Origin of the sequence: Faecalimicrobium dakarense (genome assembly GCF_000499525.1) — a bacterium.
GTDB lineage: Bacteria > Bacillota > Clostridia > Peptostreptococcales > Peptostreptococcaceae > Faecalimicrobium > Faecalimicrobium dakarense.
This window is the reverse complement of record NZ_HG529244.1, coordinates 1-12,190: the sequence shown is the minus strand read 5'-3', so window position 1 is coordinate 12,190 and position 12,190 is coordinate 1. Positions and strand designations below refer to the sequence as shown.

The 12,190-nt window shown below is 28.1% G+C and carries 12 protein-coding genes, 1 pseudogene and 2 riboswitches; of the genes and pseudogenes, 2 read left to right on the top strand and 11 right to left on the bottom strand.

Annotation, left to right across the window (positions count from 1 at the left end; all coding sequences use genetic code 11):
* Positions 1–3 precede the first annotated feature (3 nt).
* From BN899_RS02755 to BN899_RS02725, 7 genes are all read right to left on the bottom strand, one after another.
* The gene (locus tag BN899_RS02755; RefSeq protein WP_042272647.1) at positions 4–1,215 is read right to left on the bottom strand and encodes an electron transfer flavoprotein subunit alpha/FixB family protein; all 1,212 of its coding nucleotides are present in this window, start codon (positions 1,213–1,215) and stop codon (positions 4–6) included.
* Between the two features lie 14 nt (positions 1,216–1,229).
* Positions 1,230–2,018, bottom strand: coding sequence for an electron transfer flavoprotein subunit beta/FixA family protein (locus BN899_RS02750; protein ID WP_042272644.1), 789 nt, complete (start codon positions 2,016–2,018; stop codon positions 1,230–1,232).
* A gap of 16 nt (positions 2,019–2,034) precedes the next feature.
* Complete coding sequence (gene larA / locus BN899_RS02745; RefSeq protein WP_042272641.1) at positions 2,035–3,309, bottom strand: nickel-dependent lactate racemase; 1,275 nt, start codon at positions 3,307–3,309, stop codon at positions 2,035–2,037.
* Positions 3,310–3,330: 21 nt separating this feature from the next.
* A complete protein-coding gene (locus tag BN899_RS02740) occupies positions 3,331–4,881 on the bottom strand; it encodes an L-lactate permease (RefSeq protein ID WP_042272639.1) in 1,551 nt (516 codons plus the stop codon).
* A gap of 134 nt (positions 4,882–5,015) precedes the next feature.
* Positions 5,016–5,600, bottom strand: coding sequence for a FadR/GntR family transcriptional regulator (locus tag BN899_RS02735; RefSeq protein ID WP_242824056.1), 585 nt, complete (start codon positions 5,598–5,600; stop codon positions 5,016–5,018).
* 350 nt (positions 5,601–5,950) lie between these two features.
* Complete coding sequence (locus tag BN899_RS02730) at positions 5,951–6,427, bottom strand: glutathione peroxidase (RefSeq protein ID WP_042272637.1); 477 nt, start codon at positions 6,425–6,427, stop codon at positions 5,951–5,953.
* 107 nt (positions 6,428–6,534) lie between these two features.
* The gene (locus tag BN899_RS02725) at positions 6,535–6,966 is read right to left on the bottom strand and encodes a MarR family winged helix-turn-helix transcriptional regulator (RefSeq protein ID WP_042272634.1); all 432 of its coding nucleotides are present in this window, start codon (positions 6,964–6,966) and stop codon (positions 6,535–6,537) included.
* Between the two features lie 469 nt (positions 6,967–7,435).
* Here BN899_RS02725 and BN899_RS02720 point away from each other — a divergent pair, with 469 nt between their 5' ends.
* Complete coding sequence (locus BN899_RS02720; protein ID WP_042272631.1) at positions 7,436–7,834, top strand: hypothetical protein; 399 nt, start codon at positions 7,436–7,438, stop codon at positions 7,832–7,834.
* 72 nt (positions 7,835–7,906) lie between these two features.
* On the opposite strand, the gene BN899_RS02715 is transcribed toward BN899_RS02720, so the two are convergent.
* From BN899_RS02715 to BN899_RS20065, 4 genes and pseudogenes are all read right to left on the bottom strand, one after another.
* Positions 7,907–10,525, bottom strand: a complete 2,619-nt coding sequence (locus tag BN899_RS02715; RefSeq protein WP_071162425.1) for a SpaA isopeptide-forming pilin-related protein — start codon at positions 10,523–10,525, stop codon at positions 7,907–7,909.
* A gap of 56 nt (positions 10,526–10,581) precedes the next feature.
* Positions 10,582–10,665, bottom strand: a riboswitch (cyclic di-GMP riboswitch).
* A gap of 16 nt (positions 10,666–10,681) precedes the next feature.
* Positions 10,682–10,765, bottom strand: a riboswitch (cyclic di-GMP riboswitch).
* 80 nt (positions 10,766–10,845) lie between these two features.
* A complete protein-coding gene (locus tag BN899_RS19505) occupies positions 10,846–11,067 on the bottom strand; it encodes a polysaccharide deacetylase family protein (RefSeq protein WP_242824057.1) in 222 nt (73 codons plus the stop codon).
* Positions 11,068–11,124: 57 nt separating this feature from the next.
* Positions 11,125–11,268 (bottom strand): annotated as a pseudogene (locus BN899_RS20925) (polysaccharide deacetylase family protein); the annotation flags it as partial.
* On the bottom strand, positions 11,265–11,543 hold the full coding sequence (locus tag BN899_RS20065) for a polysaccharide deacetylase family protein (RefSeq protein ID WP_278244950.1): 279 nt from the start codon (positions 11,541–11,543) through the stop codon (positions 11,265–11,267). The pseudogene BN899_RS20925 and the gene BN899_RS20065, both read right to left, overlap by 4 nt.
* A gap of 247 nt (positions 11,544–11,790) precedes the next feature.
* On the opposite strand from BN899_RS20065, the gene BN899_RS02705 reads away from it, so the two are divergent.
* Complete coding sequence (locus BN899_RS02705) at positions 11,791–12,168, top strand: VOC family protein (protein WP_042272625.1); 378 nt, start codon at positions 11,791–11,793, stop codon at positions 12,166–12,168.
* Positions 12,169–12,190 lie beyond the last annotated feature (22 nt).

The following is a 12,190-nucleotide window of genomic DNA, read 5'->3' as shown; positions in this document are numbered from 1 at the left end:
CCCCTATTCTTCCACTGATAATGCTAAGTCTAATTGTTTTTTCTCTATTTTTTCTATTAACTTCGGAACTATTTCATAAATATCACCTATTAATGCTAAGTGAGAAACATCAAATATAGGAGCTTTTTCATCTTTATTTATTGCTACTATGTAGTCTGAACCTTGCATTCCAGCCACAAATTGAACAGCTCCAGATACACCACAAGTTATTATAAGTTTGGGTTTTACCGTTCTACCACTAAGACCTATTTGTTTTTTGGCATCTATCCATCCAGATTCAACTAGTGGTCTTGTTCCTGCAACTTGTGCCCCTAATACATCCGCTAATTTATAAATCATATCCATATCTTCTTGTTTTTTTATAGCTCTACTTCCAACAACAATAACTTCTGCATCTTCAAGACCAACTTCTTTAGTTTTAGGCTTAGTGCTTAATACTTTTATATTTGAGTTTAATTTTTCTTTACCGACGTTACATAAAATAACTTTTCCAGTTGGATTTTCTACTTCATTTGGTGCAGAGAATATTTTATATCTTACTGTTGCAAATTGAGGTCTATTGTTTGGTGTATGAATATGAGCCATTATATTTCCACCAAAAGCAGGTCTAATTTGATCTAAGTCTGTGTTTTCTTGTATATCTAATATTGTACAGTCTGCTGTAAGACCTGTTTTAAATCTTGCTGCAAGTCTTGGTGCTAATGATCTTCCTAATGTAGTTCCCCCTACTAACATTATTGTTGGTTTTACATTCTCTATAAAATCTTCAATAGCACTAGAATATGGTTCTATTCTAAAGTGTTCAAATTCTTCCTCATCATATACGAATACTTTATCTACACCATAAGATATTAATTTATCACACTTATCTTTTATGTTTTTTCCTACGAATACACAATATACTGGATGATTTACTTTTTCAGCCATTTCACGAGCTTTACCTATAAGCTCATAAGTTACAGGATGTATATCTCCTTCATGGTGGTCTACATATACAGCTATCCCTTTCCACTTGTCTTTATCTATTTCTACCTTTAAACTTTCAACAAATTCAAATGCCCCTTTTGGTCCTTTTTTAACACACATTTTACACATTTTACAAGCTGCGTTTATTTCTACTTTATCATTTATAAGCTCTATTGCATTAAAAGGACATAGTTTAATTACTTCATCAACATTCTCTATTTTTTCTTGATTTATTATTATTTTAGCCACTTTAAATCATCCCCCTATATTAACTTTAACTCCTTAAGTTTATCTGCTAACTTATCACTTATTTCATCACTACTTCCTCTTAGAACTTCTTTTTCATTATTAGAAGTTGGAGGGAAAATTTTTAATACCTGAGTTGGAGATCCATTAAGTCCATAGTTATTTTCGTCTTTGTCTTCAAAATCATTTAAACTATAAATAGGTATCTCTCTATCTTTAGTGTCTAATTTTAATTTAAATGAAGGTAATCTTGGTTGGAATATTCCTTTTTCAACAGTTATAAGACATGGGTAATTAACCTCACATTCTTCTAATGTATTTGGCATGTCAGCTTCTACAACTATACTCTTTTCTTTTACTTCGATTATTTTAGTTACATTTGTAACATGAGCTATATTTAAAAATTCTGCTATCTCTGGTCCAACTTGAGCAGTATCTCCATCAGTTGTTTGTTTTCCACATATTATTAAATCTGGACTTCCTACCTTTTTTATACCTTGAGATAGTGTATACGATGTTGCAAGTACATCTGCTCCTGCGAATTTTCTATCACTAAGTATAGCCCCTTCATCAACACCCATCATAAAACTTTCTTCTATTATTTGCTTTGCTTGTGGTGGTCCCATAGTCAATACTTTTAAAGTTGCATCTTTTTCCTCTTTTATTTTAAGGGCTGTTTCTAATGCGTATAAATCATATGGATTCATTTTAGAATCTATACCATCTCTTTTAAGTACCCCTGTTTTTTCATCAACTTCAACTTCAGTAGTTCCTGGAACTTGTTTGATACATGTTAAAATTTCCATTATTTATCCCCCTTATCTACTTAACAATTACAGATACTCCATCAGGAATAACTACAACTTTTGAGTCTTTGCCTTTTATATCAAAGGCTATATTTAAAGCATCATCAAAGTTTGATGTATGCTTCATATGCATACTTTCTATCATATCTTTATCACACTTATCTGTAACCATTATTACTGTGTGTTTTTCTAGTATTCTGGCTAGTATTTGAAATTCCCATTGGTCTGGAGCTGTTTGTGCCCTACTTACCTGTCTAACTCTTTTTAGTACTTCAGTTGGAGATTTAGAATTTGCTATATTGTCATAGAAAGATTGACCTCCATGTCCATCATTACATGCAGATACCATAATTATTACGCCACCTTCATTACATGTTGCCTCTGCTGCTGTCATTCCTTTTACCGATTGATATATATTTTGGTCTAGTGGATATCCACCATTAGTACTGACAACTATATCGGTTTTATAAGGTTTAACTCTAGATAGTTCAGTTACAAATTCGCATCCTTTTTTATGCGCCTTTTCTACATCTCCAGCAAAGGATGCTATAACTTTTTTATCTTGATCTATTACAACATTTAATATAAATGCTATATTTGATGCTTTAGCTGCATATACCATATCTTCATGTATAGGATTTTTGTTAAGTGTACCTGTTCTTGCATTTTCACTATCTATAAAATCACTACAATGGTTATACATTATAGTTTTAGCTGATGCTATTCCTGGAAGTATACTTTTTCTTCCTCCAGAGAATCCTGCAAAGAAATGAGGTTCTATAAATCCTTCTGCTATTAGTAAGTCTGCTTCTTTAACTAATTTATTTAAATATAAATCTCCACCAGATGGTAATACTCCCATTTTTACCATTTGAGATTCATCTGTTGATATATGCATTATTATCTCTTCATTATTTACTATTTCTTCACCCATTTTATAGATTAGTTCTTCTCTTGTACTTTCTCTATGAAATCCTGTTGCAACTAATATCTTAATATTTGCATTTTCATTTACTTCTCTTATTCTTCTTAAAATTATTGGCATAGTAACTCTACTAGGAACTGGTCTTGTATGGTCACTTGTTATTATTACTATATTTTTCTTATTTTTTGCTAATTCTTCTAGTTTCTGTGATCCAATTGGATTGTCTAATGATTTTTCAACTATTTCTTCTTGAGTTTCACTGACTTTATAATCGTGTGCCTTAGATGTGAGTAATTTGATAAAGTTTTCGTCTGGAATATTTAAAGTCATTCCTTCTTTTGAGTATGGTACTTTTAAAGTAGGCATTTTATCCCCCCTAATATTTAATTAAATACCTATATAACTTCCTAAATAAACCATAATGCCTAGTATTATTACATAAGCTAAGCAGAATTTTAATGTTGAATTAAGTATCTTTCCTTCTTTTCCTATTAATCCAGTTGCTGATGTTGCAATTGCTATACTTTGTGGTGATATCATTTTCCCTGCTGTTGCACCTGCTGTATTTGCTGCTGCTATCCAATATGGGTCTATGCCTAGAGCTGTTGCAGATTGAGCTTGTAGCCCACCAAATAAAATATTCGCTGATGTGTCACTCCCTGTTACAAAGGTTCCAATTGAACCTAAAAGTGGTGATATTATCGGATAGAAAGACCCCGTTATTGCACTAAGTCCAAATGAAATTGATCCTGTCATACCGCTATATGACATAATTTTTGATATTGCAACTATTGATGTTATAGTTACAAATGATTTAGATAATTGTTTTACTGTTCTTATTAATACATCTAACATAGTAGAAACTTTTACTCTTTGTATTAATCCTCCTAAGAACGTAGCAACTATAATTACCATTCCTGGTGTATTTAACCACACAAATTTAGTTGTTGTTGCTCCTTCTCCTGTATATATTTTAAATTCACTTGTAAATTTAGATAAAAACTCGTTTATTGATGGGAATAATGGGCTTGCTGCTAATATCAAGATACATAATAATATGTATGGAAGCCATGCTAGTAACCCTTCCTTTAAAGTTACACTAGATTTTATTGCTACATTTCCAGAAGCATCATCGTCTCTTGTTTTAGATTCATTCTTTTTCATTGCTTTTGCCATAAGTATTGTGACTAACATACTGCACAAACTTCCTACAAGTGCTGGTAATTCAGCTCCTAAATATTTTGCTATAAATATTTGTGGTATGGCAAAGGCTACTCCTGATGCTAGAGTTATTAAAAATACTCCTTTTAATGCTTTAAAACTTTTTTTAGTAAGAATTACTAATACAAAAGGTATTAATATTATGAATGGTGCTAATTGAATTGCTGTCATATAACTTAATTTCATTACATCTAGTCCAGTTACTGTTGCTAGTGTACTTACTGGAATACCTATTGCTCCAAATGCAGTTGGAACTGTATTAGCTATAAGACATATTATAGCTGCAAATATTGGATTAAATCCTAATGATGCAAGTATACTGGCTGGTATTGCAACAGCTGTACCATATCCTGCAACTGCCTCTAAGAAACCTCCAAACCCCCAAGCTAGTATAAGTACTTGTATTCTCTCGTCTGTTGTTATACTAGATAGCATTTGTTTCATAGTATCCATCGTTTTTGTCTCAACAGCTAAGTTGTAAGTAAATAAAGCTGCAACTATAACTAAAAGTATAGGCCATAGTGCAACTAATACGCCTTCAATAGATGCCGTAATTGCATCTATAAATGGCATTTTCCAAAATGCCATAGCTATAATAAATGTAAGTATTCCTGTAAAAAGACAAGTTTTATGTGCTGGTAATTTCAATACTCCCAATGACACAATCAACCATATAATTGGTATTATAGCTATTAAAAATAACATATAATCGTTCATCAAGTTTCCTCCTAAATATTATTTTGTGACGGTCACTTGAATGATGGTCAGTGGTATTACCACTTATGTTTTAATAGTATAATATAGTGATGATTTTTTCAACGATTGTCTAAAAATTAACATTTTCCATAAAATTATTTCATTAAATAACTTTCTCTAATAATTGACATGTGTCTTTTCATTTCTAGATATGCTAAATTAGGATTATTTTGTTTTATCCCTTCATATATCATTTTATGACTTTCAAATAATGTTTTTTCATCTCTATAATTGTCTATAATTTTTTCTCTTGCGTCTTCTATAAAAGTTTCAAAAAGTCTAGATGATGTCATAAATACACTTTCTATTAAATAATTTTTACTTATAGATGCTATTTTATTGTGAAATTTTTGGTCAAGTTGAACTATCTTTTTACTATTATAATTTAACTTATCATTTTCATTTTGCATCTGCTCTATTATTTTTCTTAATTCATTGCAATCATCTTCTGTTGCTTTTTCTGCTGCTATTGCCACCGTTTGTAACTCTAAAACTTCCCTTAACTCTAATATATCTTTCCATGTACCCTCATTTAATTTAAATCCCATAGATAATGGTTCTATTAGTGATTTTTCTATATTATTACATATAAAATTACCTTCACCTTGCTTACTTTCAATTACTCCCATTGTTTCTAAAACTCTTATAGCCTCTCTTATTGACGTTCTACTTACACTCATACTCTCTGATAATTCTCTTTCTGATGGTAGCTTGTCTCCTTTTTTAGTTTCCCCTTTAATATACTATCTTGTATTTGTTCTATTACAAGTTCATAAACTTTTTATTTGAAATATTATAAAACATATTGTCCCCCACTAATTTACATTTTCTTATATATATTATTTATATCAAATATATTTATCTTATACTATATATTTTATTATTTAATCATTATAAATAAAAGTAAAATAAATAACCTCTTAAATTAAGATTGTACAAGTATTTTTCACTTGTGTCTACTTTAAGAGGTTAAGTTTATATTAATCCTTCATATTCTTTACCTTAAATTTATATTTTCCCTTATGTTTGTTTATTTTAATAAGTTTTCTATATCATTTTTAATTTTTAATGGTGATACTGTAGGTGCATATCTTTTTATTACATTTCCATTAGAGTCTATTAAAAACTTAGTAAAATTCCACTTTATTTCTTTGCTAAGTAATGATTTTGCTTGGCTTTTTAAATACTTATATAGCGGGTGTGCATTTTTTCCGTTTACATCAATCTTTTCAAACATAGTAAATGTAACTCCATAGTTTAGTTGGCAAAATTCATGTATTTCTTCATTACTACCTGAATCTTGTTTTGCAAATTGATTACAAGGAAACCCTAGTATCTCAAGCCCCTTGTCTTTATATTCTTTATATAACTCTTCTAGATATTTAAATTGAGGAGTTAATCCACATTTACTTGCAGTGTTTACAACTAGAACTACTTTCCCCTTGTAATCTTCCATACTTATTTCTTGCTTGTTCATCTTTGTAGCTTTAAAATCATAAAATTTCATATTAATACTTCCTTCCTCGTTTACATTAGTTTGTTTAAATTTAATTTAATCCAATTGATTTATTTAAAATATAAAGCTAAATTCTATATAGAATTTAACTCTATTTATTAATCTAATTCTCTTAAAAATTCATCTAAGCATACCTTTAATTTTTTAAGATTTTCTTTATCACCATTGAAGTTGCAGTATAATTTTTCTGGAACTTCAAGTATATCTTCTTTTAATAATTTACCTCTTTCAGTTATTTCTACTGTAACTACTCTATCATCTTCTTTATTTCTATATTTAGTAATTAATTCCATAGATTCTAATTTTTTTACTACTGGAGTAAGAGTTCCAGAATCTAGGTGTAGTCTCTTACCTAATTCTTTAAATATAATTTTTTCTTCTTCCCACATTACAAGCATTGCTACATATTGTGTATATGTTAAGTTATGTTTATCAAGTAAGGGCTTATATAGCTTTATAACCTCTCTTGATGCTGCGTATAATGAAAAACATATTTGATTTTCTAATTTTATTTTATCATATTTACTCATTTATTTTCTCCATTCAATGATTTATATAAATTTAATTTAATTAAACCAGTTGTTAAATTTATTATATGTACTATTATTTTTTTTGTCAATAATTTTATTCATATCAATTTTAAAATAAATGTATAAAACTAAGAATGCTGGATATAATTAAAGTATACTCATTAATGTTTTTATTCAAATTTTATCCTAATTTTATATCCTTACGAAAAGGCAGGCAGCGGAACCTGCCTTTTTTAATGTTTAATCTATCTTTCCTACTCTTTATAATTAAATGTGCTTCATAATACATCTTGATAATTAGCACTTTTTAACATTTTCTGTTATAATTTAAGGTATAGTACCAAATTTACTTTTAAACTATGCTGTATTAGTAAATAATAACTTAAGTTGGCGTACTAGTTTAGCATTATACATACTTAAATATTATTCTTAATTGAGCTATTATATATAAATAGATTGGAGATTATTAATGAGAAATGAAATATCTGATAATTTTTTAGTCCTAGCTACTATTGCAGGTATAATATTTTTTATACTCCTTAGAATTAGAGATTTTATAAAAAACATTTATAGAAAATTGAGAGTTTCTGAAATAAGGGTAACTAATGTAAATATGACTGTAAAAAACAAATACTTTATTAAAGGCATGCCTTGTAATTATGCTCATAGAAATAAGTATTTTATTTCAAATTTACCAAACTCTTATTTATTAGAATTAGAATATAAAAACAGACCTTATAAAATAAATGATAAAGACATTTTTGATACTGTAAATATCGGTGATACTATCATGATAAGACTTATTGAAAAATTAGATAAATATGAAAATCTACTTAGTTATAGATTAGAAAGTATAACTAAAATTTAAATATACACCTAATTAATAGTGAATATTTAAAGGACTGTGAATCATTTTCACAGTCCTTTTATTTTAATTATTTTATTTTTTTCTTCTTGTATTTATAACTAATCCACTCATTGCTAATATACCTACACCTACATATGGAGCGATACCTACATCATACGTTTTTGGATTATTATAGTTTTGAGATTTATTTACATTAGTACTTTTTTCGTTAATAACTTTATCTACTTTAGCTTCTCCATCATTTGTACTTAACTTATTTTCTTTAGCTATTTCATTTGGTTTATCTTCTCCAGTTGTTTTCTCTGGTTCTTTTACTTTTTCATTTGGTTTATCTTCTTCAGTTGTTTTCTCTGGTTCTTCTACTTTTTCATCTGGTTTTTCTTCTCCAGTAGTTTTGCCTGGATCTTTTACTTTTTCATCTGGTTTTTCTTCTCCAGTTGCTTTGTCTGGATCTTTTACTTTTTCATCTGGTTTTTCTTCTCCAGTTGCTTTGTCTGGATCTTTTACCTTTTCATCTGGTTTATCTTCCCCAGTAGTTTTATCTGGGTCTTTTACTATTTCGTCTGTGTTGTTTCCGCCACTATTTTTATCATTTTCCATTTTGTTATTATATATATATCCTAAATCAATTGTAGTTCCTAAGTCATCTTCTTTTATAGTAAATTTTATATAATCGTTGTTTAAATAGTATCCTTTCGGAGCTTTTATCTCCTTTAGATAATATGTTCCTGGGGTAACTATTTTTTCTCTTATTACTCCATCTTCATTACTAGTAACAGTTCCAATAACTTTTTTATCTTTATCTAATATATTAAATCTAGCTTCAGATAATAATTTTTTAGTTTTTTTGTCTACTTTAAGAGCTTTAAACGCATACCCTTTTTTAGTCTCAACTGTATTAGTACTTGAGTCTTTTATTTTAGCAACATTTAATATAGTTGTTCCATCTTTAACATTAGTAAAATCAGTTTTTATATTTACTTTGTAAATTTCGTCATAGTTCATATTTACACTGTCGTTAGCAACTTCTATTTTATTATTTACTTTATCAACTTTAAGACTAATACCATTTGAATTATCTTCTATTTTTTCAGTTATATATTTACCATCTTTTTCTCCAATAATCTTATGCTTCTCAACATTAACTCCTACAATCTTAACATCTGGATTAATATTATCTGATAAATCTATATATCCATCGCTGAAAAATCCATGTGAATCAATTTCTATAGAATAGTTTACTATTTGATTATCTCCATCTTTAAGGGTCTTTTTATCTACTTTTTTTATAGCATTTATAGAACCTGAATCTTTTTCATATTTAACAGTTGAATTAGAACTTGAAGTTTCATCATCATAACTAATTATCGCCTTATTTTTGTACTCTTCTTGTTTATCTGTAACTACTAATCTATAGTATATTAAATATTTATCTTTAATATCTCCAAGTTTTATAGTCATCTTGTTATCCTTAACAGTAACTTTATCACTACTATTAGGGTCAAATTGATAACTACCTTGTGAATCATAATAATATATTGATGCACTTGATTCTTTATATTTTGTACCTTGTGGTAATATATCATTTATTACTGCATTTTTAATTTTCTCTCCATTTTGATTTACAACAAGTGTATAACCAATTTCATCACCTATATCAGTAACTATACTATTTCCTTTTTTATCATGAAACTTTGTATTTTCATATTTTTTAATCATAGGTACTTCTACTTTTTCAGTCTTTAGCATAGATGAACTTTCAATAGTATTTCCATTTTCATTTAATATTGCTGTATTTTTATAAGTTGGAAACTCTTCAGTTATATTAACATAGTAGGAAATATCATATCTTGAGTTTATATCTCCAAAATTTATTACTAGTCCATCTTTAGTCTTTTCTGTTTTTGAAAGTATCTCTTTTGTTACATCTTTTTTACTTCCTATGTATGGTGTTTCTTCTATTTTTAGACTATTTACATCTAACTCTAAACCGTTAGGCATTTTATCTTTTAAAACAACATTGTTTAAATTAGAATATTTTTCATTAACAGAAACAAAAAACTCCCATCTTTTACCTACAGCAGGCGCAGGTATATTTGCAGTTGGTATACCATCAGTATAATAGCTTGCGTTTTGTGCATACTTATGCAAAAGTCTATCTCCAATAGGGTTATGATCTGGTTTCTCATCTGGAATTATAACAGGATCTGTATTTACTAAATCAACATCTAAATATGTACTATCTCCATCTAAACTAGCTTCCACTCTAACTTTTTTATCTTCATCCACCTTAGGTGCAAAAGCTCTAATACTCAAGTATCCCCCTATACCATTTGTAAGTGCCTTTTCACTTAAAGTTGCTACTACTTTAGTTCCCTCTACTGTAACATTGTCAAAATGATCTTTCGGATAAGACGGTTTAACGTCCCTAAAACCATCTGGAAGGTTAAATGTTATAACATTTCCTCCATCTTTTAAGGTTCCTAATTCTCCTTTTATACTATAGTTTACAATAAACTTAACTTCATCATTTTCTTTTATAGGATTTTTATTACTACTTATTGATAAGCTAATATTTTTATTTGCATCTAGGGCAAATACATTCATAACAGGTGATATAAGGTTTATCATTAAGCTAATTAACACTAACATTGTTGTAAATAAAAAACTATACCTTTTACTACTTTTCACACTTACACTTCCTTTACTAAAATTTTTTGCAATAAAAAAACCGACTTTAAACATTAATTGTTTAAAGCCGGTTGCATCACTAACTCCATATATTCCAGATGCCCACATACAGAATATACTTCCTCGTTTCTTTAAAAAAAAAGACTTTAGACAGTAATTGTCTAAAGTCGGTTGCATCATTAACTCCGTATATTCCAGATGCCCACATACAGAATATACTTCCTCGTTCCTTTATATAAATTATAGCACACCTCTATGCCTATTTCTATATTAGTAAGATTTTGATACTATTTATGTATATTAATTGATATAGTAAGTTATTATTTTTCTAGTTTTAGCAACTCATCTATCGTTAAAAATTCATATCCTTTTTCTTTTAAACCTGTAATAATACCTTTTAGTGCATCTATAGATTCTTCATTATACATTGGATGCATTAATATTATAGAACCTGGTTCAATATTTTCTAGCACGTACTTTTCCTTATCTTTAGCTTTATCAAAATATGTATCTGGTTCTAAATTCCAAGTTATAGTATCCATATTATATTTATTTAAATAATATGGTAGAACAAATAGTTTTTTACCAAATGGAGGTCTAAAGTTTATTTCTCCTTTATATCCAATACTATTTATTAATTCATTAGTTTTAGTTAATTCATTTCTTATAAAAGATGGAGACTTAAATACATTTCTTGTGTGAGTATATGTATGGTTTCCTACTTGATGACCTTCCTTAACTATTTTTTACCTTCTTCTAAATTTTTTTCTATATCTGAACCTATTAGATAAAATGTAGCTTTTACATCTTCTTCATTTAATATATCTAGTATCTTATCTGTATTTTTTGTAGGTCCATCATCAAAAGTTAAAGCTACCACTTTTTTATCAGTGTTAATTTTATTTGTAATATTACCCATAACTTGGTAAGTTCTAGAGTTCATAAGTTTATATGTTCCTAGAGCTAATACTATAACTACTAATATTACTCCAAGTATAATTAATGCTTTTTTCTTCATAATCTTTCCCCTCGTTTTAATAGTTTCTAAATTTTTCTTTATTTAACTAATTATATATTTTATTAGATTTTAAATCTATATATTTATTTTGATATAATTAACCATGTATAATTTTAAAACAATAATTTTTAAGCACTTATGTTTGTGCAAAATTACAAACATAAGTTTGACTAAATATTTCATTTATAGTATTATTATTTTAAGTAAAGAATACTAATAAAAATAATACATAACCTTGGAGGATGACATGATCAATAAAATAGGTAAGATAACAATATATGTAAATAATCAAGATGATGCTAAGAAATTTTGGACTGAAAAGTTAAACTTTGTAGTAAAGCTTGAACAATCAATGGGTCCTATGACGTGGTTAGAAGTTGGTCCAAGCGAAAGCGAATTTACAACATTTGTTTTATATGATAAGAAAATGATGCTAGCTCAAAACCCATCTGCAAATGTTAATCATCCATCTATATTACTAAGTACTACTGATATAGAAAAGTCATACAATGAAATGAAAGAAAATGGGGTTGAAGTTGGAGAACTTATGATTATGCCTTATGGTAAAATGTTCTCATTCAAAGACCAAGATAACAACGAATACTTATTAAGAGAAGATAAATAATAAAAAGAGCCCTAATCTTTTA